The organism is Amycolatopsis iheyensis (assembly GCF_024703995.1).
Lineage (GTDB): Bacteria > Actinomycetota > Actinomycetes > Mycobacteriales > Pseudonocardiaceae > Amycolatopsis > Amycolatopsis iheyensis.
In genome coordinates, this window is the sequence record NZ_JAMXQV010000048.1 from 24,616 (window position 1) to 50,929 (window position 26,314).

Genomic DNA, 26,314 nt, shown 5'->3' on the forward strand with positions numbered 1-26,314 from the left:
TGCAGTCACGCGAGGCGCACGCCGTATCACTCGAAATGATGAGAGGTGGGCCCAGGCACGAGGACGGGAGCTCAGGCGTTCCCCGTCACCTTCCGGCTGGCCCCCTCCAAGATTTCCATGGCCGCCATCGCCTCCCGGTGCCGTCCCAAAGCCAGTGCGATCTTCCGCTGCCGTCTGATGGCGCGAGCCAAGACAGGCAGGAAGAGTGCTGGTCGGCCGTCGACCAGCCGAGCATAGATCGACGCAGCCTCGGTGATCGCCGCCAGTGCTTCACGCCGTCGGCCCAAACCCTCAAGGAGGCGCCATTGCTGGGTCAAACTGCCGGCCAGGACGACCATCGCAGCGTCTGGTTCGCGCTTCTCGAACTCTCGGCTGACTTGCACAGCCTCCGTGGCGGCAGCGATGGCATCTTCATGCTGGGACAGCGCCGCAAGGCATTGCGAATGCTTGACCAAGCTCGTTGCGAGGTCACGCGAGTGCATGGGCCACACAGCGACGGCCACGCGGTAGATCGCGACGGCTTCACCGATTGCTTCCAACGCTTCTTGAGGTCTTCGAAGGCGGTAGAGATGCTCGGCCATCGTGCTCAGGCCGTGGGCCAACGGAGGCGCTACCGCTCGACGACCGAACAACTGTCGATAGATCTGCGTCGCCTCCACACTCACGACCAAACCTTCTTCGTACCTCTGCAAACGGCCCAGAACTACGGAGTGGACAGTGAGACCGTCCGCCAGGTCCCGCAGGTAGGGACCCGGAAGCTGGGTGACCAACTGGCGCCTGATGTTCGTCGCCTCGACTATTGCGGCCAGGCTTTCCTTGTGCCGTCCCAGGATGGCCAGCCGCATCGAGAGGTTGTTCAAGCGCAGGGACAGGTTGGGGCTGAGCGTACTACGCGGAAGGATCCGCCGGATCTTGCCGACCAATGCCGACTCCATCATCGCCGCGGTCTCCGCCAGCGGGCCGGATCGGGTCGGGATCCGACGCACCAGATCTCGCAGGGTTTCGATTCCGGCGTTCCCGTCCGCGGCAAGCGCCTCGAGGGCACGCACCAGTGGCGCGGGATCCTCCACTCGGGGAGCGACGGAGATCGCCGCGGCGAGGACATGACGATGCCGGCCGCAGAGCGCGGTCAGTTCGTCGGCAACGTGCTGACCGAAAACAGCATGCGATGCCGCGCGTGCCACCACAGTCAACAGACGCTCGGCGTCGGCTTCGCGGGCGGATCCGGCGAGCGCGTCGACGACACTCGCGCGAGCGGAGTCGAGCATCACCCGGCCGACGAGCCTTTCGGTCAGCCGGTCCGGTACCAGGCCCGTGAACACCCGAGGTTGCGCCACGGGATAGATCTGCAGCAGCCACTCCCGAACTGCGCGAGTCTCCGTGGCGGACAGCTCGCGGATCGCCGGCACGCGAGCCAGCACGCCATCCAGCCGGTCGACCGCGACGGGACCCAGTACGGTCGCAGCCGTCACGACCTCGTCGAGTATTGCCGCGGGCAGGGCCGGCAGCCCGGCGGTGCGAGCGGTGGTGAGCCAGTGCCGGCGCTCGTGGTCGAGCAACCGGTCTTCGAGGCCGCGGCCGGAGTCGGGTGGCGGCGAAGAGCTCGTCGTGGCGTCCAGGAGGTCCGCGAGTGCCGTCATCTGCACCGCCAGCACCGAATCGCCGCTCATCCGACGTTCGGGGCGGTTGATCAGTGAGGCCGCCGCGGCAGTCCACGCCGTTTCGCCGATGGCCGCCGCAAAAGCCTGTACCGCCGCGCGATAGCTACCCAGCCGGCTCTTGCGTGTGCCGTCCAGAACCGGCACCTCGGTCACGCGAGCCAGGTCCACGAAGTCCGCGGCAAGCTCACCCGCGACCGGCAGCTGCTGCCACCACGACGAGGCCGTGCGCGCGAGCATCAGAACCTTCACCGGAACGTCGGACGCGCGGGTGAGCAACACCTGAGCCAGCGCGTTCAGCTGGTCTGCGCGCCCTTCGGCATAGTCACACACCACCAGCACCGGAACCCGCGTGTCCCGCAGGACACCCAATGCGCGGGCCGATGCGTCGGCTTCGAGCCAGAGCACGGCCCAGCCCTGCCGGCCGACACGGTTGGCGAAGTGGTGAGCGAGCCGGGTCTTGCCCTGTCCGCCAGGACCGTGCGCCAGCCACGCCCCGACACCGGGCCGCGCCACCCAATCGTCGAGCTCACGCAACAGCGCTTCCCGGCCGTGGAACGGGACCACCGCGCGCCGTGCCGCCAACAGTCCGGCCGGTGACGTGTTCGCCGCTCGGCCCGGCGACCTGGAGAGCGGATCCGCTATCCCCTGCAGCTCGATTGCCTCACATCGGGTGCCGACATCGCCGCCATGAGCCTGGACCACCGCGGCGAATCCGGGGTCACGCAACAGCAACGAGACCGGCACGGCCTCGAGCACGGCATGTGCCCGGCCACCCGGCTCGGCGGCGATGACCGCCGTCAGGAGGTCGTCGCAGAACATAGCCGCGCCGGACAGACCACCCCACGGGCAGTCTCCCTCGGGCGGATGACCGTCCAGCCTCATCACGTAGCGATCTGTGACCAGGCGGTCGCCAGGATTGAGCGTCCCCGTCAGTTGCTCGACGTCGATGGGGCGGTTCGGGCGTTGGACGGTGTTGGGCACGCCCCAGCACTCGCACTCGATCCCCGGCCGATGGGTGATCGATCGCCCCCAACGCACCGCGCCGGGGAGGTTCTCCGGCCAGGCGAGGTCATCGACGAGGACCAGAGCCGCGTCATCTCGGCCTCCCGCTGTCCCGCACCAGAGGACGTGTGCGGTGAACGAACCCGTGCGCCCGGGGCGGAAGACGGTGACCTGAGCTCCCCCGGCCGAGACGACGTGCGCCGACGTGAGCACCAGGCGAGGCCCCACCACGTACCCGGAACCGGGGCCGCCTCGCCCGGTTACCGCCGCCACCCGCTCCCACGCCACCTCGGGGCCTCCTCAGGCTCAGCGGCCGACGTGCGCCGTCAAGTCGCCAGGTCCGGCCGGCCGATCCTGATCGCCGGAGACCAGGAGGTCACCGCCACCGGGCCGGCGCGGGGTCAGGGTCACCTTGACCTTGTGTGTGCGTCCGTGTGTCACCCCGCCTTCCACCCCGGCGGACACGACCCAGGCCTTGAACCCGGCCTTCCCCTTGACGTCCTTTCGCAGTTCCACCGCGAACTCGAGTTCGACCGGGCCGACGAGGAACTCGACGCCGGCTCCGGTGCTCTGCGTAGCCGCTTCGATCAGCTCGTCGCGCACCGAGGCGACGGCATCCACCAGCTCAATTTCCATGCCTACCCAGTCGGCCGACCGGCTCGCCGTGCTACACCATCAGCGCCCCGGAAAATCCTCGGCCACGTCGTCGCGGCTCGCCCGGCGCCACATGACCGCCGCTGCCACGCCACCGCCCACTCCGCCCGCGGCGGCGAGCGTGATGACCGCCGCCGGCCCCCACAGCTGGGCGAGCAGCCCGGTGGCGACGATCGCCACACCCTGGGAGGCGCGAAGCGCGGCGATCGCCAGGCCGATGGCCTGCCCGCGATGCTTCTGGGGCGCCGCAGCGACGTACGCCGCGTTGGTGACCATGTCGTGGGCCGACAGAGCGCCGGAGACCGTCCACAGCACCACACTGATCGGCAGAGCGGGCTCCCAGCCCGTCGGCAGCAGTACCGCGCTGGTGGCGACGACGAGCAGCCCGAGCCGGCGAAGCCGTCGCTCGGGTGCGACGGCGCGGAGGACGGTCAGCCCCAGCACCGTTCCGACGGGATTCGCGGCGAGCAGCCAGCCGACCGCGGCAGTGCCCGCACCCAGCTGGGCCGCGTACGGAACTGCCAGCCCTTCCGGCACGACATAGAAACCCGAGCAGCAGGCGATCGCCAGCAGCGCTCGGAGTCGCCGGTCGGCGATGACTACCCGCCAGCCGTTGGTGACCGTCGCCCACCGCCCTGGCCCCCGGGCCGTTGTCGTTGGCGGCCGGTGGGCGCCGAGACCGGTGCCGATCACCGCCGCCGACAGGACGAACGTCGCGGCGTCGACCAGCAACGCGCCCGCCGGTCCGAGTGTGCCCACGACGGCCGCGCCGGCGCCGAACCCGGCCGCGAGCCCCACCTGGTAGGTGGTTTGCATGATCCCGATCCCGACGGTCAGGCGGTCGCTGTCGAGGATGTCGGGCAGGACCGCCGTCCGCGCCGCCTGGAACGGTGCCGCGGCCAGCTGGACCGCGGCCAGCAGCACGATCCGCACCCACAAGGGGAGCGCCGGGATCGCCATCGCCGCGACCAGAGCAGCCCGGGCGAGATCGGTGACGACCAGGACACCCCGACGGGAGAACCGATCGGCGACGTGGGCGAGGGCGGCGCCACCGATCAGGTCGGGCAAGTAGGTGAGCGCGTAAGTGAGGGCGGCGAGCCCGGCCGACCGGGTCCGGTCGAACACCAGCACGGTCAAGGCCACCCTCGCGAGCTGGTCACCCGCGATCGACAGGAGATGGGCGGCCCAGAGCCGGCGAAACTCCGGCACCGCGACGACGCTGCGGTAGGTCGCCGGACGCTGCGGGGTCGAGGCCATGCCTGCTATCGCGTCAGGGGGCGGCCGGGCCGGGCTCGGCCAGGCAGACCTGGTCGCGTCCGGCGGCTTTGGCCCGGTAGAGGGCGGCGTCGGCGGCGCGGATCAGGTCGTCGACGCTCTCCAGCCCGGGCGCCGGGTACCGCACGGCGCCGATCGAAACCGTCACCTGTGCGACCCCGTCCGCGAGACCACCCAGCCCGGTGAGGTCGAGGCCGGCGATGCGATGCCGGATCCGGTCGGCGATCGCCAGCAAGGTCCGGTCGTCGGCGACGTCGGGCAGCGTGATGACGAACTCTTCGCCGCCCCAGCGGCCCGCCACGTCTTCGTGCCGGATTTCGCCGCGAATGGCGTCGGCGACCGCGCGCAGGACCTGGTCACCGACCGGATGGCCGTGGGTGTCGTTGATGGCCTTGAACCGGTCGACGTCCAGGAGCAGCACCGCGAACGGCCTCGCCGTGCCCAGGACCTTCTCGGTGGCGTGGGTCCACCAGCGAGGTGACGCGAGCGCGGTCTTGGCGTCGAGGCGCGACTGCTGCTGGAACTGCCACACCAGCAGCCCGCGGTGCAGCGCGACGAGGACCACGACGACCGCGGCGAGCAGGATCGGCGCGGTGGCGACCAGGAAAGCCGCCAGCACGCCCAGCGAAAGCGCCCCGGCCTCGAGGACGTACTCCCCCGCGTTCGAGAACAGCCGCTTCACCGTGATGTCCGGCGTCGACAGCGCGAGCGCGACGTAAACGAGCGCGGTGTTGATGAACCAGCGCAGCAGTCCGGCGGCGACCAAGACCACGCCGTCGAGCAGGCCCGGCACCGGGACGCCGGCCGGGGGTCCCGGGTAGGCGTGCATGCCTGCGGCGAGAACCGCCACCGCCGCCTGGGTCGCGATCAGCACCGTCGCCGCGGAAAAGACCCAGCGATACAACGGCACCGGGCGCCCGGACGGCCAGATCCGCCACCACGCCACCGCGTAGGTCCAGATCACCATCAGCGACGCGAGCGCGGGAGGTAGGACGATCAGCCCCGCGAAGCTCCAGACGCTCTTCAGGTCGACGTAAGGAGCACCCTCGATGCGCAGGTACTCGCGCTGCCGCTCCGCGTGCCGGGTGAGCTCGATGTGCGCCGCCGCCGCGGCGGCCAGAACCGCCGCGCGCACCAGGTCGGCCAGCCGGACCGGCACCGTGAAAGCGGTCGCCGCCGTGACAGCCAAAGCACCGAACACGACAATCACGACATAGCGTTGGACCGGCGCGGGCATCGCCCGCACAGCCCACTCCCTGCCTTTTCGCATTCGCCCCACCTGGTCCGACGCACCGTGACCGACCGATGACGGTAGCCGATCGGCCTCGACCCCGACCAGACCCGAAAGGCGGCGGCGAGCGGGCCGCACACGCGTCACCTGATCGGCCTAGCTGCACACTGCACACGTAGCTGCGGTCGAGGAGGAGGTGATCACTGTGCGCGACACCAACTGGACTGTGCGCTGATCACGACCCCCTGTCCCGTCTCCCGAGATTGGAGCCCGCCATGCGCGACACGAACTGGTGATGGATGACCAACACAGGAAACACGATGACGGGCGGGCTCGCCTCGACCGGGCGGCCCGCCCGTCGCCATCGTGCGACTTCCGTCAGGTTTGGCGCACCGGCGACCTGGGCAGAGACATCACGCAGAGTTGTATGCGCGAAAGGCTTCACGGATGTCTTCCCCCACGGACGAGCCGGCTGCTCTCGGTGACGACGAGACGGCGGGGCTCGCCGCACTCACCGAAGCAGCAGCGGACCTCCAACGCCGAATCACCGAACACCTCGCCGGCCTTCGCCGCGACATCGCCGCGAGTCCCGCGCTCAACGACGACCGTCCCGTTTGATCGGCGAATGCGGTGTCACCCTCGAGATTCAGTCACCGGGCGGGGTGAGCCGGGTCGGTGCACCCTGTGGGACATGACGGAGGCGCCCACCCCTGACCCGCACGCTGAGCTCGCCCGCCGGCGAGCCGAGCTCGACGAGCTCGCGCAGGTGATGGCGGCGACCCCGCCCCCGGAAGGTTTCGCCGACCACTGCTGGTGGACCGCGGAAGTCGATCGTTATGTCCACGACGAAGCGACGACGCAGCCCGTGGCCATGGCGGCCGCCCAGACGGTGATCGCGTGGCACCTCGCGTGGCTGGCCACGCAACCCCGGATGTCGCGATCGCTGGCCTACCAGAAGCTGGGGTCCCGTCTTGCTGCGCTCTCCGCCCACGCGCGGGAGCCGAGCTCCGACCGACGCGAGGAGCAGATCGACGAGCGCACGGAGCTGAGCCGCGTCATCGCGGACCTGACCGCGATCCTGGAAGCACTCGGCTGACGGGCGTATTGTCCGGCCGATGACACGAGTGCTGGTCGTCGGTCTCGATCCCGCCAAGCTCGAGGGCTGGGATCCGGCACCCGCGCAGGCGGCGATAGCCCGCGGTCAGGCCCGCTTCGAAAATCACCGCGTCGAAGCCGACTATTGCCTGGTGACGCTCGACGACCACCCCGAACAAGCCATCACGAAGGCGCTGGCGGTCACCGACTACGACTGCGTGGTGATCGGCGGGGGCATCCGAACGCATGAACCCTTGCTCGAGCTCTTCGAGCGGGTCGTCAACCTGGTCCGGCGGCACGCCCCTGCCGCGGCCATCGCGTTCAACAGCACCCCCGAAGACTGCCTCGACGCGGCTCTGCGCTCATTGCGCTGATCGGAGATCGATCGAGCCGACGCGCGCTTCAGGCACCGGCCAGCAGCACTCCGGTCGTCACCGCTCGCGCGCGGTACGGGTGACCGAACGCTGTCGATAGGTGAGGTAAGCGCTGAGGCCGCCAAGAGCGAGCAGCAGCGCGCCCACGACGACGTCGTCGACAACCGCGCGACGGGGGTCGGTGACCCCGAACAGCGTGCCCAACGTGAACGGCGTCAAGAGCAGCCAGCAGCCGAGCACGGCGTTCGCCACGCTGAAGAGCGGCCAGTCTCGGGGCACGATCGTCCTCGCGAGCGCCAGCACGCTGACGATCAGGGCGACCAGGACATCGCTACCGGTAACCGTCACCGCAGACGAATAGTGCAGAACGTACGGCGCGAACCCCACCCAGACCCCGGCCAGGAACACCAGTGAGCTGGGCAGGCTCGGCGTCAGCGAGCGTTCGGTTCCGGGGCCGACCCAGAAATGACTTCCGGCCACTTGACCAGCCATGACACCTCCCCGATTGAGGTACACAGCAATTATTTCACAAGTCAACAGTCTCCGCAGCCGGCTCACCAGTTCGTCAGGATCAGGTGGTTCACCAGCAGTGCCGTCGCGGCCTGCGCGGCCAGCCACCACCGGCGCGAACCCCACGGCAGCAGCGCGGCCGCCGGGAGCAGCCAGACACCGAACGGCAGCCAGATGCGCTCCACTTCCGCCTTCGACAACCCGGAGAGATCGGCGAACGCGACCGCGAGCATCGCGGCCACGACGATGAGCAGGACGGGATCGCCGGTCAGCGCGCGCTTCGGCTTGGTCAGGCAGACCTTGACGAGGGTGCGGCGCAGGCCCGCGACGACGGCGGGTCCGCAGGCGATCAGGAAGGCCGCGAGATCGGCCCAGACCCAGTACGAATACGGCCGCAGGTGCGCGATGCCCTGGTAGTAGCGCTCGACCACGAGGTGGTAGCCCTGCACCCACCAGAATCCGGCGGCCGCGAACACGGCCACGACGAGCAGCGCGGCAGCGATCGCGACGACGGCGACCTTCCACTGCCTGCCGACGACGAGAACCGCCAGCGCGACGAGGCCGAGCAGCACCAGCCCGTAGGAGAGGAAGATGCCGAACCCGAGCAGGAGGCCACCACCCGCCGCCGCCGACGTCGCGTAACCGCGGCCGTCGCGGAATCCTCGCGCGGCGAGCGCCAGCAGGGCGATACCTGTCGCGGTGACACCGGCGAACAACCCGTCGGCCGACGCACCGATCCAGATCGCTCCGGGCGTCAGCACCGCGAAGGGCGCGACGGCGCGCGCCGCGTCAGGACGTCCGAGCAGAGCCAGCGTCGCCGGAATGGCAACCGCGACGAGGCAACCGGCGAGCACACACGCCGTCGCCGCCCACGCCCCGCCACCGAGACCGATCCGGTCCAGCCAGACGAACACCAGCGTCGCACCCGGCGGGTGACCGGCGACGTGCGTCGTCCAGAAATGCGGAGCGCCCTCCAGGATCCGAGCCGAAAACGACTGCAACATCGACGGGATGTCAGGGATTTTGGGCACCTCGTGCAGGTACTCGTTGTCGCTCGCCAGCCGCGATGTGAATCCGCGCTGCCACCCGTCGACCATGACCAGAGCCATCGTCCAGCCAAGCGACGTCACGTAGCCCAACGCGAGCAACCGACGCCCTTCGAGCCGCCCGGCGAGACTCGGCCCCCAGATCACGACGGCGGCAGCGATCAGCAGCGCGGCCAGGGAGCCTGGTCCAACGTGCGGCAGCCAGTCGCCGAAGATCGGCGGAGCGTGGGCGTAAATGACCACACCCGAGTCCGGGCGGTTGAAATACAGTCCCACTGTGGTCGCCGCTGCGACCAAGGCCACCGCGAGCACGACGGCGACTACGTCGGCCAAATGACCGTTGCCGCGTTTAACCAACGAAAACACCATGACGGATACCCGATTCAATCACGACTAAACCTGCCCCATCGAGTGATTTACCCGCCGAAAAAATAGGGGATCATTTGCGCTCCGGAGCAATACCTGCCGCAGGGGGTGCCGAATTACGGATGTGAGCGATTCGATCGATGTGATCCTGCCGTGCCTGAACGAGGCGGAGGCATTGCCGGCGGTGCTGGGTGCACTGCCGGAGGGCTACCGGGCACTGGTCGTGGACAACGGCTCCACCGACGCGACCGCGGAGGTGGCGAAGCAACTGGGTGCCTCGGTGGTGACGGAGCCGCACCGCGGTTACGGCGCGGCGGTGCAGGCGGGCGTGTGGCATGCGAGCAGCGAAGTGGTCGCGGTGCTCGACGCCGATGGGTCCATTCCGGCCGCGATCCTGCCCGTCCTGGCCGGGGAGGTCCTGGCCGGCCGCGCTGACCTGGCGGTGGGCAGGCGACGACCGGTGGCCGGCTCCCAGCCCTGGCACACGCGCTGGGGCAACGCGGTGCTGACCTGGTGGGTTCGGCGGCGCGGTCTGCCCGTGCACGACATCGCGCCGGTCCGGGTGACGAACCGGAAAGCGCTGCTCGCCCTCGGGGTGACCGATCGCGCGTTCGGCTACCCGTTGGAACTGCTGGTGCGCGCCGCCGCGGCGGGCTGGACCGTCGCCGAGGTCGACGTGGCCTACCGGCAGCGGCTCGGCGGGGAGTCGAAAGTATCCGGCTCGTGGCGCGGCACGCTGCGCGCGACCCGCGGCATGGCCGGGGTGGTGGTCCGGACATGGACACACCGGTGATCGTGCTGGTGCTGGCGAAGGCACCCCGAGCGGGACTCGTGAAGACCCGGTTGTGCCCGCCCGCCACGCCACGGCAAGCGGCACAGGTCGCTGCCGCATCCCTGATGGACACCCTGGAAGCGGTGGTGGCCACGCCCGGCGCCCGGCCCGTGCTGGCCATGGCCGGAGACCTCGATGACGCGGAGGCCGCGCCGCAGCTTCGGCGAATGTTGGACGGCATACCGGTGGTGCGGCAGCGTGGAGCCGGTCTCGGAGAACGGATCGCGGCAGCGCACAGCGACGCGGCCGCCCTGTTCCCCGGCCAGGCGGTGCTGCAGATCGGGATGGACACGCCGCAGGTCACACCGTCGCTCTTGGACAGTTGCCGGTGCAGTCTGGCGGCACCGGACGTCGATGCTGTGCTCGGGCCGGCCGACGACGGTGGCTGGTGGCTGCTGGGCCTGCGCGACCCTCGGTGCGCCGCGGCCATCACGTCCGTTCCGACGTCGCGTGCCGATACCGGGGAGCGAACGTTCGACGCGTTGCGCGACAGCGGCCTGCGGGTGTGCCCGCTCCCCCGCCTGTCCGATGTGGACACCTTCGACGACGCGCGCGCGGTGGCGGCCGCGCTCCCAGGTTCACGCTTCGCCTCGGCGGTAGGAGACATCGGATGAGCGGGGCCGGCACCGCGTTCGACCCGGCGTTGACCGGCTCCGATTCGTGGCTGCACCTCGACGACGGCCGTCGGCTGCGGCTCGACACCCGCCGCTGGCATCGACGCGCCGACCGTGCCGACGGCTGGTTGCTCGACCGCTGCCCCGGCCCGACTCTCGATCTCGGTTGCGGACCTGGGCGCCTGGTCGCCGACCTGCACTCACGAGGTGTTCCGGCACTCGGCGTCGACTGCTCCTCGGAGGCGTTGCACTACTGCCGCGAGCGCCGCGCACCAGCTGTCCAGGCCGACTTGTTCGACGCGCTGCCGGCCGAAGGCGCCTGGCAGCACGTTCTCCTAGCCGACGGCAACATCGGGATCGGTGGCGATCCTGTACGGCTACTGAGGCGGGCAGCTTCGCTGCTGAGCCCGGGTGGGTCGGTCGTACTGGAAACGACCCCGGCGTGGCCGGGACTCTGGCGCGGACGGGCTCGCTGGCCTCACCAATCCGATTCGGTCGACGGCTGGTTCCCTTGGGCAGTGGTCGGCCCGGACGCACTCCCGGCGCTCGCCGCGGCGGCCGGGCTGCGCGTCCGGGAGCAGGCTCGGCGCCGCCGTCGGCAGTTCGCCCGGCTGGAGCCGGACTCCGGCGGAATCAGCACGACGACGACGGCGGCGAGGGCGCCATGACCGGCAAGGACGACAGCCGGACAACCGATACGAGCGCGGAGCCGTACGGTTTCCCCGCTCGGCTGTGGCGTGCGCTGGCGCGGCACCGGCCGCCCGGGCTGGGCCGCACCCGAGCGTGGCGAAGCCCGCTGCGCGGTCCCTGGCTCACCTCGATCTTCGGTGCGGTCCTGCTGGTGACCTTGCCGGTCGTGATCGTCACCGGGCTGTTGTCCTACGTCGCCTACGGTCCGCAGTTCGGCCAGGCGATCCCCGCCGACGTCGGGTGGTTGCGGTTGCCCGGCTTCGACTGGCCGGCCGATCCCCCGTGGCTCTACCGGCTGACCCAGGGCCTCCACGTCGGCTTGGGGCTGGTGCTGGTCCCGGTGGTCCTGGCCAAGCTGTGGTCGGTGGTGCCCGAAACTGTTCGCCTGGCCGCCTGCCCGGTCGATCGCGCAGGTCCTCGAACGGCTGTCGCTGCTGCTGCTCGTCGGCGGAATCCTGTTCGAAATGGCAACCGGCCTGCTCAACATCCAGTACGACTACCTCTTCGGGTTCAGCTTCTACACCGCGCACTACTACGGTGGCTGGATCTTCCTCGGCGCGTTCGCCGCCCACGTCACGTTCAAGCTGCCGGTGATGATCCGGGCCTTGCGTTCACGCTCGCTGCTCACCGAACTTCGCACGTCCCGTCGTGACACCCAGCCGGAGCGTGCGGACAGCGATCTCGTCGCCGCCGCCCCGGCCGCCGCGACCATCAGCCGGCGCGGAGCACTCGCCTTGGTCGGCGGAGGCGCCGCGCTGATCGCCGTGCTCACCGCTGGCCAGAGCATCGGCGGGATCACCCGCTACGCCGCGCTGCTGCTGCCGCGCGGGCGCCGGCCCGGCGACGGCCCCACCGGTTCCCCGTCAACCGCACCGCGGCTGCCGCGGCGATCACCCCGGCCGACACCGCGGCCGGGTGGCGGCTGACGCTCACCGGCGGGCCACGGCCGGTGACGCTCGCGCGGGCGGCGTTGGCGGAACTTCCGCAGCACACCGTGGACCTGCCCATTGCCTGCGTCGAGGGATGGTCCACCGTCCAAACCTGGACCGGCGTGCGGCTCACCGACCTCGCCGCGATCGCCGGCGTGCCGTCGCCCCACAGCGCCCACGTCAGGTCGCTGGAACGGGCCGGTGCCTTCAACCAGGCCACCTTGCAAGCGAACCAGACCCGGCACCCGGATTCGCTGCTCGCCCTGCGGGTCAACGGAGCGGATCTCTCGCCCGACCACGGCTACCCCGCGCGGATCATCGTTCCGGCCCTTCCCGGCGTGCACAACACGAAATGGGTCCGGTCCATCGAGTTCCGGGCCAGCTGACATGCGTGCCACGCTCGCCCGCGTCAAGCGCTTCTACGGCGGCCACCCGCTGCACGTACTGACGTTGCTCGCTTGCTTCGCCTTGGCCGGGTACGCCGTCGCGAAGACCGCCGTGAGTCCTCAATGGCCGGCGATGCTCGTGTGGTTCCTCGCCGCCGTCGTCGGCCACGACCTGGTGTTGTTCCCGATCTACGCCCTCGCCGACCGATCCCTCACCACGGTCTTGCACGCGCTGCGCCGAAGCCCGCGCACTCGTCCGCCAGTGCCGGCGGTGAACCACATCCGGATCCCCACCCTGGCCGCGGCACTGCTGTTCTTGATGTTCTTCCCCGGCATCATCCGCCAAGGCGGCGACACCTACGCGGCCGCAACCGGCCAGGACCAGGAACCTTTCCTCGAGCGCTGGCTCTTGCTCACGGCCGCGTTCTTCGCCGTCAGTGCTGGTGTGTATGCGCTGCGCCTGTGGCGCCACCGCCGCCGCACGACCGGGAAACGGGTCCGGCGCCACGAGGGGGAGGGATGACACCGAGCCCGCGATAACCAGAATATGCCTTTCCGGGCGTTCCGCGCGCCAGACGGTCAGCGGGTGCGCCCAGGCAGCACCGCCCAGACGACCTTGCCGCCCGACCAAGCCGGGCTACAGCCCCAGACCTTGGCGATCTCGGCCACCAAGCGCAGGCCGAGACCGGGTTCGAGGGCGTCGAGCCGCTCACGCAGGACCGCCGGGCGCGGATCGTCGTCGGAGACGGCGATGGTGAGACGCCCCTGACGCAGTTCCAGCCGGAGCCACGGGTCCGCGGCGGTGTGCTGCATCGCGTTGTCGACGAGTTCGGTGACGACCATCTGGGCATCGTTTGCCAGGTGTGCGAGCGACCATTCCGCGCAGATCCGCCCCACGAACATCCGGGCGAGCGCGGACACGTGCGCCGATCGGGCCAGCAGCTGGGTCACGCGCCGCCGCGGGGGCCTGGCAAGCCCGGCCTTCGCCGCGGCGAAGTCGTGCTGCACGGAGACGAAGTTGTCCACTGACCGCGCGGCCGGGAGAGCTCTGGTGTCCTGCCGCGCGACGACGATGGCGAACGGGATCCCCGGCCAGTCCGTCACCCGCATGGCCACGAGCGCGAACACGCTGGTCAAGGTGTCGTCCGCGATGGTCAAGCCCTCGATGTCGGCGATGAGGCCATGGGGCGCGTCCGCCGCGATCTTGAGGAGGCCATCGCGCAGGACAGGGTAGGTCGCTACATCGAGAACACCGGTGACCGTCGCCGTCGTGACGCGGTCACCCTGCTGCGGCGTTACCACCAGGCGATCACCGCTCGCCACGACGTTCCTCCCTTCAGTCGAGCCGAAGGTCCGGTCGTCGAGGGTACGCAGACGACGCGGACACGAGTGAGTGATCGATCGTGTAAGACTTTCGTAAGGGGGTAACGGCGAACCGGACTGGGACGAGAGATCGGCGGGTGGGCACAATGCGGGCGGTAACCGATTCCCGAACCGGCCCCAGGCTGCTTGTCCGCACGACCGTCGCGGACGGCATCATCCTGCTGACGGTGGCGGGAACGGTGGGGAACAGCGCGCCGGACGCTTTTGTCGATGAACTCACGGAGGCCTGCCTGCTGTGTGCCGGCGTGGTCATCGTCGACGTCAGGTGCTGTGAGATCAAGGGACGGATGGTGGCCGACCTGGTTTGCGACGTGGTGCACCGGACCCGGGGCCGGTGTCGCGTGCAGGTGATCACGGCTGACCGGGAAATTGCCGACGCCTGCTTCGCAGTCGGCGTCTCGTGCACGCAGCGCCCGAGCAACTTACGGGCCCCTTACGGACTCGCCGTCCGCAACGTCCGACGACCGGAATCCACCTAAGCTGCTCACTTCCAGCGAGGAGGTGTTTCGAGTGCGGCTGGCCCGTTGGTGCTTGGCCGGTGTCCTCCTGGCAGGCTGCTCGAATCCCGGCGCCGAGAAGCCCGCTGAACTCCCACCCGCGGCCGAGCCGGCCGCAGCTCCGATGCCGGCCCGCCCGCCGGCAGGCCAGGTGGTTCCGCTGGGCAAGTCACCGGAAGGCGTCGTCGCCGACGGGGTCACCCACCTCGCCGCTGTCGGCGTTCGCGAGCCGAACGCGCTCGCGCTCGTCGACACGCGGAACGGGGCGGTAGTCAAGCGCGTTCCGCTGCCCGGCTGGCTGCGGCACCTGCAGCTTGCCGCGCCGGGCGGTCCGGTCCTGGTGCCCGACGAGACGTCCAACTCCTTGCTCACCGTCGCGCTGCCCGGCGGCGAGGTAACGGCGAAGGTCATGACCGGCGTTGTCCCGCACGACGCCACGCGGGCCGCCAACGGTTCGTACTTCGTCGCGAACGAACTCGGCAAGAGTGTGGTCGTCGTCCGCGACGGGCGGGTGATCCACACCTTCACCGACGTCGCCCAGCCCGCCGGGCTCGCCGCGGTCGGAAACCTCGTCGGCCTCGTCGACGTGCGGCAGAACGACCTCACCCTGTACAACGCCGACACCCTCCAGCAAGTCGGCCGAGTCCCGGCCGGTGCGGGCCCCACCCATGTGCTCGCCGACAAACGGGGCCGGCTCGCGGTCGCGGACACCCGCGGCAACGCCATCCTGCTGTACCGGCTGTCGCCCAAGCTCGAGCGGATCGGCGAACTGTCGCTTCCGGGCACGCCGTACGGCATCACCTACGACGCCGTCCGCGACCGCATGTGGGTGACGCTGACCGCGCGCAACGAAGTCGTCGGCATCGATCTCTCGGCCGGCGCACCTCGCGAAACCGCGCGGTTTCCGACGGTCCGCCAGCCGAACACCGTCGGCGTCGATCCGGCGACGGGCCGGCTGCTGGTGACCGGCACGGCCGACGGCGTCCTGGAACTGATCGACCCGTAGCACCCTGCCGGCGGTCAAGCCCGGGGAACGATCGCAACCGGACACACAGCTTTCCGAACCAAGGATCGCATCCGGCGTGGCGCGTACCGCTCGCCGACGACCAGCAGCGCGGCATCCGACGCTCGTGCCGGCAGTTGCCGCGTGGGTCGTCCTTGGGCCAGTGCGAGCTCGAACGGCACGTCCGGAAAGCCGGTGACCACATCGGCCAGCGCCGGGACAAGAGGAGACATGGGCTCCGGCGGGCAATCCGGTCCGAACGCCGGCGGCGTCCGGCGCGACCACGCTTGCACCACGCGCACCGCCGTGGCATCCCGGTGCGCGAAGGCGAACGCGAACCGCAACGCCGGCACGCACGTGTCCGCCGCGTCCACTCCGACCATCACCGGGCGCGGCGATTCGCAGCGCCGGGCCCGGCCGTTGACCACGACGACCGGGCACTGTCCGCGCGAAGGCAAGACGTTCCCTCGGCCCGGTCCGACGACAAGGACTGCCGCTTCGACCGCATCGACCAGCTCGAACAGGGCAGCCGGTGTCGGCTCGAGGACGATGCCGGAGACCGATAGGCCCGGGTGCTGCGAAGCCAGCCCGGCGACCAGCCGGTCGAGCTGCCACACCGGCCGGTCACCGCTGTCCGCCAAGGCCAGCGCGGCTTCCGGATAGCCGGAGACGAAACCGGGGCTGGTCGGACGGGCCACCACCAGCTCACGACCACGCCGCCCGGCCTCGGCGGCGGCCCACCGCACCACCGGCCAGGAGGTCCGCGCATCCTCGAACTCGACGACGACGGCTCCCGGCGCAAACCTGCCAGGCTGTGTCATGTGCCTGGGCATCCGGTCTCAGCGGGCCGCGGCGCGTGAAGCCAGCAGCCGCTGTTCCTCAGCCGGGTATCCGCGCTCATCGTGATGCAGCCCCTTCCCGGTGCTTCCGCTCCGTCAGGTTCCCACCGTGGTCGCCAGACTGCACGCCAGGCTGACTATTGCTTCGACCAACAATAGTAAAACCGCAGGTGAGAGGCTTCCACGCCCCGTCGGTTGAACGTCGCGCCACTCCAGAGCAGGTGTAGAGCCGACCCGGGCCGGGTACTCGCGGGCCGACCCGGAAGACGGCGGAGGGACACCCCATGGCTCAGACAGTCGGTGACTACCTGCTCCAGCGCCTGCGCGAATGGGGCGTCGAGCAGGTCTTCGCCTACCCCGGCGACGGGATCAACGGCATCGTCGCGTCCTTCGGCAAGGCGGACAACCAGCCGCGCTTCGTCCAGGCGCGGCACGAGGAGATGGCGGCGTTCTCGGCCGTCGGCTACGCCAAGTTCAGCGGCAACGTCGGCGTCTGCATGGCCACCTCCGGCCCGGGTGCGATCCACCTGCTCAACGGCCTCTACGACGCCAAGCTCGACCACGTCCCGGTCGTCGCCATCGTCGGCCAGACCGCCCGCAGCGCCATGGGCGGCAGCTACCAGCAGGAAATCGACCTGCAAGCCCTCTACAAGGACGTCGCCAGCGAATACCTCGTCGAGGTCAACGTCGCCGAGCAACTGCCCAACGCTCTCGACCGGGCGATCCGCACCGCGCAGTCCTCCCGCTGCCCAACTGCACTGATCATCCCCGCCGACCTGCAGGAAGAACCGTACGAAGCGCCGAAGCACGCGTTCAAGCAGGTGCCCTCCAGTCCGCCGAGCACGTCCTGGCCGGCCCCGGTCCCGCCGGAGCGCGATCTTGACGCCGCCGCCGAGGTGCTCAACGCGGGTGAGAAGGTCGCCGTCCTGGTCGGCCAAGGCGCGCGCGGCGCGGCCGAGGAAGTCCGCCAGCTCGCCGAGGTGACCGGCGCCGGTGTCGCAAAAGCGTTGCTGGGCAAGGACGTCCTCTCCGACGAGCTGCCGTACGTGACCGGCGCGGTCGGCCTGCTCGGCACCCGGCCCAGCTACGAGCTGATGCGCGACTGCGACACCCTGCTGATCGTCGGCTCGAACTTCCCGTACAGCCAGTTCCTGCCGGACTTCGGCCAGGCGCGCGCGGTGCAGATCGACCTGGACGGCCGGTTCATCGGGATGCGCTACCCCACCGAGGTCAACCTCGTCGGCGACAGCGCGGCCACACTGCGCGCACTGCTGCCCAGGCTGACGAGCAAGCCGGACCGGTCCTGGCGCGAGACGATCGAGAAGAACGTCGCCTCCTGGTGGGACACCGTCGACAAGGAAGCCGCGGTCGACGCCGAGCCGGTCAACCCGATGGCCATCGTGTCCGAGCTGTCGAAGCGGATCCCGGAGAACGCCATCGTCACCGCCGACTCCGGCTCGTCGACCAACTGGTACGCCCGCAACCTCCGCATCCGCGGGGACATCCGCGGGTCGCTGTCGGGCACGCTGGCCACGATGGGCCCGGGCGTGCCGTACGCCATCGGCGCGAAGTTCGCCCACCCCGACCGGCCGGTGATCGCCCTCGTCGGCGACGGCGCCATGCAGATGAACGGCCTCGCCGAGCTGATCACCATCGCCCGCTACCACACCTTGTGGAGCGACCCGACCTGCGTGATCTGCGTCTTCCACAACAACGACCTCAACCAGGTCACCTGGGAGCTGCGCGCGATGGGCGGCGCGCCGAAGTTCGAAGAGTCCCAGAGCCTGCCGGACGTCGACTACGCCGGCTTCGCGCTTTCCCTCGGACTCACTGCCCTCACCGTCGACAAGCCGGACCAGCTCGCATCCGCCTGGGACACCGCGCTGTCGGCGGGCAAGCCGGCCGTGCTCGACGTCCGGTGCGACCCGGAGGTGCCGCCGATCCCGCCGCACGCGACGTTCGAGCAGATGAAGTCCGCCGCCCAGTCGGTACTCAAGGGCGATCCCGACGCGTTCCACCTCATCGCCCAGGGCGTCAAGACGAAGCTGCAGGAGTTCCTGCCCGGCAGGAAGAACTGATGCGCTCGCCAGACATCGAGCGGGTCCGCGCGAACGCCTACAAGGTGGCCACCCCCGCCCCCGAGGGCGACGGCACGCTCGAGTGGGACAGCACGACCATCGTCGTCGTCCGGGTCGACGCCGGCACGGTGAGTGGCGTCGGCTGGACCTACGCCGACGCCTCGTGCGTCCCGCTCATCGAAGGCAAGCTGGCGTCGACGATCGCCGGAAAGCCACTGGTCGACGTCCCGGCCTGCTGGACGGCGATGCAGCGCGCGATCCGCAACCTCGGCCGGGCCGGCCTGGTGTCGTGCGCGTTGTCCGCGGTCGACGTCGCGCTGTGGGACGCCGCGGCGCGGTGGCTCGACCTGCCGGTGAGCCGCCTGCTCGGCCGCGTCCACGAGCGGGTCGACGTCTACGGCAGCGGCGGCTTCACCACCCTCTCCGAACCGGAACTCGCCGACCAGCTGGAAGGGTGGGTGCGTCGGCAGCAGATCCCTCGCGTGAAGATCAAGATCGGCGAGTCCTGGGGCTCGGAGACAGCGCGCGACCTCGACCGCATCATGCTGGCGCGAGAGGTCATCGGGGACGACGCGGCACTGTACGTCGATGCCAACGGCGCCTACACGATCGGGCAGGCAAACCGGCTCCTCGGGCCGCTACGGGCGGCCGATGTCACCTGGTTCGAGGAGCCCGTGTCCAGCGACGACCTCGCCGGGCTCGGGCAGCTGCGTTCGCCTGGCGGACCGGACATCGCCGCCGGGGAATACGGCTACGACCTGCCGTACTTCGCGCGGATGCTCCCGGTCGTCGACTGCCTGCAGATCGACGTCACCCGCTGCGGTGGATTCACTGAATGGCGCCGGGCCGCCGCGCTCGCGGCCGCCGCCAACCGGGAGGTCTCGGCGCACTGCGCACCGAACCTGTCGGCGCACGCAGGAGTCGCGACCCCGAACTTCAGGCACATCGAGTGGTTCGCCGACCACGACCGCATCGAAAAGCTGTTCTTCGACGGTTGCCTCGACCCCGCGGGCGGCACCGTCAGCCCATCCCTGTCCGCGCCCGGCCACGGACTCACGCTCCGGGCCGACGTCGCGGCCGAGTACTCGGTCTGAAGGAGGAGTTCGTGACCCAGGTGGAGCTGCCCGACCCGGTGATCAGGCACCCGGAACGGCCGGACGTCGACCTCGACGCGCTGACCCGTGCGCTGAGGGACCGCGTCCAGGGTGAAGTCCGCTTCGACCGCGGCACGCGTGCCGCCTATTCGACCGACGCGTCGAACTTCCGCCAGGTCCCGCTCGGCGTGGTCGTCCCCCACACGCCGGATGACGCGGTGGAAGCCCTCGCGGTCGCTCGGGAGTTCGGGGCGCCGGTGCTCTCCCGCGGCGGCGGCACCAGCCTCGCCGGCCAGTGCACCAACACCGCCGTCGTACTCGACTGGTCCAAGTACTGCACGGAACTCGAGTCCGTCGACGAACGAGCGCGCACCTGCGTCGTGCAACCAGGCATCGTGCTCGACGAGCTGAACCGGCAGCTGGCCGGCACCGGCCTGCGGTTCGGGCCCGAGCCGGCGACCCACATGAACTGCACGCTCGGCGGCATGATCGGCAACAACTCCTGCGGCGCCACCGCGCAGCGCACCGGCAAGGTCGTCGACAACATCGCCCGCCTCGAAGTCCTCCTGGCCGACGGCACCCGGTTCTGGTGCGGGGAAACCACCGACGAGGAGTACGCCGAGCTCGAACGCCACGGCGACCCGCGGGCCGCGATCTACCGGCAGCTGCGCCGCCTGCGCGACGAATACGCCGAGGAGATCCGCCGCCGCTTCCCGGACATCCCCCGCCGGGTCTCCGGCTACAACCTCGACTCCCTCCTGCCCGAGCACCACTTCGACGTCGCCGGACTGCTCATCGGCAGCGAATCCACTTTGGTCACCGTGCTGCGCGCGGAACTGAAGCTGGTGCCGGTCCTGCCGGAGCGAACCCTCGTCGTGCTCGGCTACCGCGACATCGCCACCGCCGGCGACGCCGTCCCTGCGATCCTCCCCCACGAGCCGGTCGCTTTGGAAGGCGTCGACCACAAGTTGATCCGCGACCAGCAGATCAAGGACATGAACCCGCAAGCACTGGCCGAAATGCCGGAAGGCCGCGCGTTCCTGATGGTCCAGTTCGCCGCCTCGACGCACGAGGAGGCCGACCGCCAAGCGCAGACGATGCTCGACGCCCTGCAGGACACCGAGCACGAAGCCGATGTGGCGTTCCTCGACGACCCGGCGCGCGAGCATGAGCTGTGGCAGGTTCGTGAGGCCGGTTTGGGAGCCACCGCGCACGTGCCCGGCAAAGCGGACACCTTCGAAGGCTGGGAGGACTCCGCGGTCGCCCCCGAGCGGCTCGGCGACTACCTCCGCCGGCTTTCGGAGCTCTACCAGGAGTTCGGCTACGCCAGCGACACCGGCCCCAGCCTGTACGGCCACTTCGGCCAAGGCTGCGTCCACACCCGGATCCCGTTCGACCTCTACACCGCCGACGGCGTCGCCACCTACCGGCGCTTCATGGAACGGGCCGCCGACCTCGTCGCCGAGTTCGGTGGATCCTTCTCCGGCGAGCACGGCGACGGCCAGTCCCGTGGTGAGCTGCTGCCGAAGATGTTCGGCGACGAAATCGTCACGGCGTTCGGGCGGCTCAAGGCGATCTTCGACCCGGATGACCGGATGAATCCCGGCAAGATCATCGCTCCGTACCGGCTCGACGAAAACCTTCGCCTCGGCGGTGACTGGGCTCCGGCGGACCCGCAGGACCTGCACTTCCGCTTTCCCGACGACGGCGGCTCGTTCGCCCAGGCCGCCAACCGCTGCGTCGGCGTCGGGCGTTGTCGCCAGCACAGCACCAGCGGCAGCGACGTCATGTGCCCCTCTTACCAGGTCACGCACGAGGAAGAACATTCCACGCGCGGCCGCGCGCGGCTCCTGTTCGAAATGCTCGACGGCCACGGCGACAGCCCGGTCCACGACGGCTGGCGCTCCACCGAGGTTCGCGATGCTCTCGACCTCTGCCTGTCCTGCAAGGGGTGCAAGACGGATTGTCCGGCCAATGTGGACATGGCGACCTATAAGGCGGAGTTCCTTTCGCACCACTACGAAGGCCGCCCGTGGCGACGCCCGCGGTCGGACTTCACGATGGGCTGGCTGCCCGCCGTCGCGCAGATCGTGGGAAGACTCCGCGCCGGAAAGGTCGTCAACGCACTCACCCACACGCCCGGTCTGCGCCGGCTGGCGACGCTCGCCGCCGGCGTCGAGCACCGCGAAGTCCCCTTGTTCGCCGGGGAGACCCTGCAGCAGTGGTTCGCCCGCCGCGGCACACTCGCCGACGGCGCCCGCGGAACCGTCCTGTTGTGGCCCGACACGTTCACCAACACCTTCCACCCGCACGTTGGCCAGGCCGCGGTCCGGGTCATCGAGGACGCGGGGTGGCGGGTCACCATGCCACTGAACCCGCTGTGCTGCGCCCTCACCTGGATCTCCACCGGGCAGCTCGGCGCCGCCAAGCGCATCCTCACCCGGACCGTCCGGGAACTGGCCCCGCACCTGCGAAACGGCGGCCTGGTGGTCGGCTTGGAACCGAGCTGCACCGCGGTGTTCCGTTCCGACGCCTACGAGCTGTTCCCCGGTGACCAGGACGTCCGGCGGCTGCGCGCGCAGACCGTCACATTGGCAGAGCTGCTCACCGAGCACTCGCCCGGCTACCAGCCGCCACGACTGGACGCGAAGGCGATCGCGCAGGTGCACTGCCACCAGCACGCCATCATGGGCTGGGATGCCGACGAGCAGCTGCTCGAAGCCGCCGGCGTCGACGCCGAGCACCTCGACTCCGGCTGCTGCGGCTTGGCCGGGAACTTCGGCTTCGAGAAGGGCCACCTCGACGTCTCCGAGGCGTGTGCGGAACGGGTGCTGCTGCCCCGGGTGCGGGACGCCGCGCCGGACACCGCGGTGCTGGCCGACGGCTTCAGCTGCCGCACCCAGCTGCACCAGCTGGACAGCGGCGGACGTGAAGGCGTCCACCTGGCCGAGCTTCTCGAGTTCGGCTTGACCAAGCGAGACGCGCGATGACCCGCGGGGGCGCGGCCGCACGGGCGGTGTGGGGTGGCGGCGTGCTGATCGTCGCAAGCCGCCTGCCGGTGCCGCGGAAAGTGGCACTGGCACTGGGGTTGCGGCACCTCGCACAGGCGGCGGTCACCCTCCGGCGGCCGGACGGCGTCGTGGCGCGCTGGGGATGGACCGCCGACGTCGCGCACAGCCTGAGCATGCTCGGCCTGGCCGCCGTCTCCCGCCGGTGGCGCGCGGCGGCACTGGCGAACGCGGCCGTGGCGGCCGCTTGGGCCTGCGTGGCCCGGACCACCCGAGAACGGAGGTAACCATGACAGGCAAGGAAAACCAGGTCGTCGTCGTGACCGGCGCCAGCGGCGGGATCGGCCGGGCCGTCGCCCGGGCCTTCGGCGCGCGACACGCTCGCGTCGCTCTGCTCGCCCGGGGTGAGCAGGGACTCGGCGCCGCGGCGGACGACATCACCCGCGCCGGCGGGACGGCGCTCGAAATCCCCACCGACGTCGCCGACTTCACACAGGTCGACGCCGCCGCCGAGCGCGTCGAGAAGGAGTTCGGCCCGATCGACGTGTGGGTCAACGTCGCGTTCACGTCGGTGTTCGCGCCGTTCAGCGAGATCGAGCCGGCCGAGTTCCGGCGCGTCACCGAGGTCAGCTACCTCGGGTACGTCCACGGCACGAAAGCCGCGCTGAACCGGATGAAGCCACGCGACCGCGGCACGATCGTGCAGGTCGGGTCGGCGCTCGCCTACCGCGGGATTCCGCTGCAGAGCGCGTACTGCGGCGCGAAGCACGCCATCCAGGGCTTCAACGAGGCGTTGCGCTGCGAGCTGCTGCACGATGGCAGCCGCGTCCGGACGACGATGGTGCAGATGCCGGCCGTCAACACCCCGCAGTTCTCGTGGGTGCTGTCGAAGCTGCCGGACCACGCGCAGCCGGTGCCGCCGATCTACCAGCCGGAGGTCGCCGCGCGGGCCGTGGTGCACGCCGCCGACCACCCGCGGCGGCGCGAGTACTGGGTGGGCGGCAGCACCGTCGGCACGCTGGCCGCGAACGCCGTCGCGCCCGGGATCCTCGACCGCTACCTCGCCCGCACCGGCTACCGGTCCCAGCAGACCGGGGCGGCCAAGCCCGCCGGCCAGCCGGCGAACCTCTGGCAGCCGGCCGACCGCGCCCGCGACTTCGGCGCGCACGGCGAGTTCGACGACAAGGCCACGCCCCGCAGCCTCCAGCTGTGGGCCAGCCGGCACCACGGCCTGCTCGCCGCCGCCGGGGGTGCCCTCGCCGCGACGGCGCTGGCGGCGTGGCGGCGAGCCCAGCCATGATCGACTGGCACGACTTCCCTCCACACGTCCTGCGCGAGTACGCGTTGCTGGCCGACGGCGAACGCGGCGCCCTGTGCGGCCCCCGCGGCGACATCGCGTGGCTGTGCGCACCCGGCTGGGGCGACAGCGCAGTGCTCTCCGCCCTGATCGGCGGCCGTGGCACGTACTCGGTCAGTCCCGTGGACACCTCCGTCTGGGGCGGCTACTACGAGCCCGGCACGCTCATCTGGCGCAACCGCTGGGTCAGCACCACCACGGTCGTGGAGTGCCGTGACGCCCTCGCCTACCCCGCGGACCCGCACCGCGTCGTCCTGCTGCGCCGGATCGAGGCGGTCGAACGGGATGTCCGGCTGCGCGTCCAGCTCGACCTGCGCGACGCCTTCGGGGGTCGCTCGATGCGCAAAATCGCCTGCGACGACCAGGGGACCTGGACCGCGCACACCGACGACCTCCGGATCCGCTGGACCGGCGCCGCCGACGCCCAGCTCGACGCCCACGGCCGGCTGGTCCTCGACCTTCCGGTATCCGGGGGCGCCCAGCACGATCTCGTACTCGAGATCAGCGACCAGCCGCTCCCGCGCCCCACTCAGGTCGCCGCACTCTGGTCGGCGACCGAACACGCGTGGCACACGGCCGTGCCGCCGCTCGAAGACACCGTGGCGCCACGAGATGCCCGCCACGCCTACGCGGTCCTCCGCGGCCTGACCACCGGTGGTGGTGGCATGGTCGCCGCCGCGACGATGGGCCTGCCCGAACGCGCCGAAGCCGGCCGCAACTACGACTACCGCTACGTCTGGCTCCGCGACCAGTGCTACGCCGGGATCGCCGCGTCGGTCGCCGAAGCACACCCCCTGCTCGACGAGGCCGTGGCGTTCACCAGCGCCCGCGTCCTCGAACACGGCGACAAGCTGTTGCCCGCCTACCGGCCCGACGGCTCACCGCCACCGGACGAAACCACCATCGACCTGCCCGGCTACCCGGGCGGAAACCCGATCGTCGGCAACCACGTCAACGGCCAGTTCCAGCTCGACACCCTCGGCGAAATGCTTCAGCTCTACGCGGCCGCAGCTCGCCACGACCACCTCACCGCGGACGTCGAACGCGCCATCGACCTCTGCGTCGACTTGATCGCCCGGCGGTGGGACCAGCCCGAAGCGGGCGTGTGGGAGCTGCAGGACGACTGGTGGGCGCATTCCCGTCTCGCCTGTGTCGCCGGACTCCGCGCGGTCGCTCACCACCGGAACGCCCGTCGCGGCGCCGAGCTGTCCGGACTGGCCGACAAGCTGCTCGCCGAAACCACCCGCCGGTGCATCGCCCGGCACGGCGCCTGGCAGCGCAGTCCCGCACTTCCGGGCACCGACGCCGCACTGCTGCTCCCCCCGGTCCGCGGAGCCCTGCCGGCCGCCGACCCCCGCACGACCGCCACGCTCGCGGCCGTCCGGGCCGACCTCTGCCAAGACGGCTACGTCTACCGCTTCGCCCCGGACGACCGGCCCCTGGGCGACGCGGAAGGCGCCTTCCTGCTCTGCGGCTTCGTCATGTCCCTCGCCGAATGGCATCAGGGCAACCACGTCGAGGCGTTCCGCTGGTTCGAACGCAACCGCGCGGCCTGCGGCACACCCGGCCTGCTGGCTGAGGAGTACGACGTCCGCCAACGGCAGCTGCGGGGCAACCTGCCTCAAGCGTTCGTCCACGCGCTGCGGCTCGAAACCGCACACCGCCTCGCCGGTGTCCCCTGAACGACTGAATCGGTGTATCAGCCAACTGTTTCATCGCGATGTACCGTGAACACGGCGCCGGACCTGCTCCCGGCGTCCGCTGGCCGCCCACACTCGGCCAGGCAGGGGCGCTGTCGCTCCACAACCGCCACGGAGTCCGACGACAGCGCCCCTGCGACCGCCGTCCGGGAACCGGTCAGCGACCAGCTGGATACCAACAGTTGCATCAGGTAACAATCACGTCGACGCCGGTTGGACCGCGATGCCCGTGGGTAGGCCGCAGGCGAAGGAGGCCCCTGAGATGGTCGATACCGCGAAAACGCACCTGACGGCGCCCGGCGATGACCGGCGGCTCAAGAAACACTTCGGGACCATCGGCCTGCTCTTCACGGCCGTCGGGTCGGTGATCGGCTCCGGCTGGCTGTTCGGGGCGATGAACGCCGCCGAGCTGGCCGGGCCCGCCGCGATCGTCTCGTGGGTGATCGGCGCGGTCATGTTCATCCTGATCGGGATGACCTACGCCGAGCTCGGCACGATGTTCCCGCACTCGGGCGGCGTCGCCCGGTTCCCGCACTACTCGTTCGGCTCCTTCGCCAGCTTCTCCATGGGCTGGGTCACCTGGATCGCCGCCGCCGCGGTCGCGCCGATCGAGGTGCTGGCCGTCGTCCAGTACGCGACGAACTACCTGCCGTGGCTGGAAACCCTCGACGCCGACAAGAACCCGACGCT

General features: G+C 70.4%; 26 protein-coding genes. 18 read left to right on the forward strand and 8 right to left on the reverse strand.

Translation table 11 applies throughout. The features are described from left to right. Window positions 1-71 precede the first annotated feature (71 nt). Genes M8542_RS47930 through M8542_RS47945 form a run of 4 tightly spaced genes read right to left on the reverse strand, consistent with a single transcriptional unit; the run spans window position 72 to window position 5,802 of the window. Window positions 72-2,951, reverse strand: coding sequence for a tetratricopeptide repeat protein (locus M8542_RS47930; RefSeq protein ID WP_257927110.1), 2,880 nt, complete (start codon window positions 2,949-2,951; stop codon window positions 72-74). A gap of 18 nt (window positions 2,952-2,969) precedes the next feature. Then, complete coding sequence (locus M8542_RS47935) at window positions 2,970-3,284, reverse strand: trypco2 family protein (protein ID WP_257927112.1); 315 nt, start codon at window positions 3,282-3,284, stop codon at window positions 2,970-2,972. 54 nt (window positions 3,285-3,338) lie between these two features. Beyond that, window positions 3,339-4,574, reverse strand: coding sequence for an MFS transporter (locus M8542_RS47940; RefSeq protein ID WP_257927113.1), 1,236 nt, complete (start codon window positions 4,572-4,574; stop codon window positions 3,339-3,341). Window positions 4,575-4,587: 13 nt separating this feature from the next. Beyond that, window positions 4,588-5,802 carry a GGDEF domain-containing protein gene (locus tag M8542_RS47945; RefSeq protein ID WP_257927114.1) on the reverse strand — a complete coding sequence of 405 codons (1,215 nt, stop codon included), beginning with the start codon at window positions 5,800-5,802 and terminating at the stop codon, window positions 4,588-4,590. A gap of 468 nt (window positions 5,803-6,270) precedes the next feature. Between M8542_RS47945 and M8542_RS47950 the strand changes: the two genes are divergently transcribed. The 3 genes from M8542_RS47950 (at window position 6,271) to M8542_RS47960 (ending at window position 7,292) form a co-directional block, all read left to right on the forward strand. Beyond that, complete coding sequence (locus tag M8542_RS47950) at window positions 6,271-6,441, forward strand: hypothetical protein (RefSeq protein ID WP_257927115.1); 171 nt, start codon at window positions 6,271-6,273, stop codon at window positions 6,439-6,441. 73 nt (window positions 6,442-6,514) lie between these two features. Then, on the forward strand, window positions 6,515-6,919 hold the full coding sequence (locus tag M8542_RS47955; RefSeq protein ID WP_257927116.1) for a hypothetical protein: 405 nt from the start codon (window positions 6,515-6,517) through the stop codon (window positions 6,917-6,919). 19 nt (window positions 6,920-6,938) lie between these two features. Continuing rightward, complete coding sequence (locus tag M8542_RS47960; protein WP_257927117.1) at window positions 6,939-7,292, forward strand: hypothetical protein; 354 nt, start codon at window positions 6,939-6,941, stop codon at window positions 7,290-7,292. A gap of 57 nt (window positions 7,293-7,349) precedes the next feature. Here the strand turns inward: M8542_RS47960 and M8542_RS47965 are convergent, their stop codons facing one another. Continuing rightward, on the reverse strand, window positions 7,350-7,850 hold the full coding sequence (locus M8542_RS47965) for an SPW repeat protein (RefSeq protein WP_257927118.1): 501 nt from the start codon (window positions 7,848-7,850) through the stop codon (window positions 7,350-7,352). Then, window positions 7,847-9,217 (reverse strand): hypothetical protein, encoded by a 1,371-nt coding sequence (locus M8542_RS47970; RefSeq protein ID WP_257927119.1) that lies wholly within the window; start codon window positions 9,215-9,217, stop codon window positions 7,847-7,849. Before M8542_RS47970 ends, M8542_RS47965 begins: the two co-directional genes overlap by 4 nt. A 121-nt stretch (window positions 9,218-9,338) precedes the next feature. On the opposite strand from M8542_RS47970, the gene M8542_RS47975 reads away from it, so the two are divergent. The 6 genes from M8542_RS47975 (at window position 9,339) to M8542_RS48000 (ending at window position 13,188) form a co-directional block, all read left to right on the forward strand. Further along, window positions 9,339-10,007: a glycosyltransferase family 2 protein gene (locus tag M8542_RS47975; RefSeq protein WP_257927120.1), complete on the forward strand. Its 669-nt coding sequence runs from the start codon at window positions 9,339-9,341 to the stop codon at window positions 10,005-10,007. Beyond that, window positions 9,992-10,660: a TIGR04282 family arsenosugar biosynthesis glycosyltransferase gene (locus M8542_RS47980; protein WP_257927121.1), complete on the forward strand. Its 669-nt coding sequence runs from the start codon at window positions 9,992-9,994 to the stop codon at window positions 10,658-10,660. Before M8542_RS47975 ends, M8542_RS47980 begins: the two co-directional genes overlap by 16 nt. Further along, the gene (locus M8542_RS47985) at window positions 10,657-11,328 is read left to right on the forward strand and encodes a class I SAM-dependent methyltransferase (RefSeq protein WP_257927122.1); all 672 of its coding nucleotides are present in this window, start codon (window positions 10,657-10,659) and stop codon (window positions 11,326-11,328) included. The genes M8542_RS47980 and M8542_RS47985 overlap by 4 nt, the downstream gene beginning before the upstream one ends. A 486-nt stretch (window positions 11,329-11,814) precedes the next feature. Continuing rightward, window positions 11,815-12,276: a hypothetical protein gene (locus M8542_RS47990; protein WP_257927123.1), complete on the forward strand. Its 462-nt coding sequence runs from the start codon at window positions 11,815-11,817 to the stop codon at window positions 12,274-12,276. A 23-nt stretch (window positions 12,277-12,299) separates the two neighbouring features. Then, on the forward strand, window positions 12,300-12,665 hold the full coding sequence (locus tag M8542_RS47995) for a molybdopterin-dependent oxidoreductase (RefSeq protein WP_257927124.1): 366 nt from the start codon (window positions 12,300-12,302) through the stop codon (window positions 12,663-12,665). 1 nt (window position 12,666) lies between these two features. Then, complete coding sequence (locus M8542_RS48000) at window positions 12,667-13,188, forward strand: hypothetical protein (RefSeq protein WP_257927125.1); 522 nt, start codon at window positions 12,667-12,669, stop codon at window positions 13,186-13,188. A 56-nt stretch (window positions 13,189-13,244) separates the two neighbouring features. On the opposite strand, the gene M8542_RS48005 is transcribed toward M8542_RS48000, so the two are convergent. Further along, a complete protein-coding gene (locus M8542_RS48005; RefSeq protein WP_257927126.1) occupies window positions 13,245-13,988 on the reverse strand; it encodes an ATP-binding protein in 744 nt (247 codons plus the stop codon). A 146-nt stretch (window positions 13,989-14,134) separates the two neighbouring features. Here M8542_RS48005 and M8542_RS48010 point away from each other — a divergent pair, with 146 nt between their 5' ends. Both M8542_RS48010 and M8542_RS48015 read left to right on the forward strand, forming a co-directional pair. After that, window positions 14,135-14,527, forward strand: coding sequence for a hypothetical protein (locus tag M8542_RS48010; protein WP_257927127.1), 393 nt, complete (start codon window positions 14,135-14,137; stop codon window positions 14,525-14,527). 142 nt (window positions 14,528-14,669) lie between these two features. Continuing rightward, window positions 14,670-15,551: a YncE family protein gene (locus M8542_RS48015; RefSeq protein WP_257927128.1), complete on the forward strand. Its 882-nt coding sequence runs from the start codon at window positions 14,670-14,672 to the stop codon at window positions 15,549-15,551. 14 nt (window positions 15,552-15,565) lie between these two features. On the opposite strand, the gene M8542_RS50530 is transcribed toward M8542_RS48015, so the two are convergent. Continuing rightward, window positions 15,566-16,165 (reverse strand): universal stress protein, encoded by a 600-nt coding sequence (locus tag M8542_RS50530; protein ID WP_257927129.1) that lies wholly within the window; start codon window positions 16,163-16,165, stop codon window positions 15,566-15,568. 506 nt (window positions 16,166-16,671) lie between these two features. Here M8542_RS50530 and M8542_RS48025 point away from each other — a divergent pair. From M8542_RS48025 to M8542_RS48055, 7 genes are all read left to right on the forward strand, one after another. Next, window positions 16,672-18,465: a thiamine pyrophosphate-requiring protein gene (locus M8542_RS48025; protein ID WP_257927130.1), complete on the forward strand. Its 1,794-nt coding sequence runs from the start codon at window positions 16,672-16,674 to the stop codon at window positions 18,463-18,465. Beyond that, window positions 18,465-19,559 (forward strand): enolase C-terminal domain-like protein, encoded by a 1,095-nt coding sequence (locus M8542_RS48030; RefSeq protein ID WP_257927131.1) that lies wholly within the window; start codon window positions 18,465-18,467, stop codon window positions 19,557-19,559. The genes M8542_RS48025 and M8542_RS48030 overlap by 1 nt, the downstream gene beginning before the upstream one ends. A gap of 11 nt (window positions 19,560-19,570) precedes the next feature. Further along, window positions 19,571-22,549 carry an FAD-binding and (Fe-S)-binding domain-containing protein gene (locus M8542_RS48035; RefSeq protein ID WP_257927132.1) on the forward strand — a complete coding sequence of 993 codons (2,979 nt, stop codon included), beginning with the start codon at window positions 19,571-19,573 and terminating at the stop codon, window positions 22,547-22,549. Then, on the forward strand, window positions 22,546-22,854 hold the full coding sequence (locus tag M8542_RS48040; protein WP_257927133.1) for a hypothetical protein: 309 nt from the start codon (window positions 22,546-22,548) through the stop codon (window positions 22,852-22,854). The genes M8542_RS48035 and M8542_RS48040 overlap by 4 nt, the downstream gene beginning before the upstream one ends. Window positions 22,855-22,856: 2 nt before the next feature. Further along, entirely contained in the window at window positions 22,857-23,867 is a 1,011-nt protein-coding gene (locus tag M8542_RS48045) for an SDR family oxidoreductase (RefSeq protein WP_257927134.1), read from the forward strand. Next, window positions 23,864-25,606, forward strand: coding sequence for a glycoside hydrolase family 15 protein (locus M8542_RS48050; protein WP_257927135.1), 1,743 nt, complete (start codon window positions 23,864-23,866; stop codon window positions 25,604-25,606). The genes M8542_RS48045 and M8542_RS48050 overlap by 4 nt, the downstream gene beginning before the upstream one ends. A 280-nt stretch (window positions 25,607-25,886) precedes the next feature. After that, window positions 25,887-26,314 (forward strand): APC family permease (locus M8542_RS48055; protein WP_257927136.1); only part of this gene is annotated, 428 nt, incomplete at its 3' end.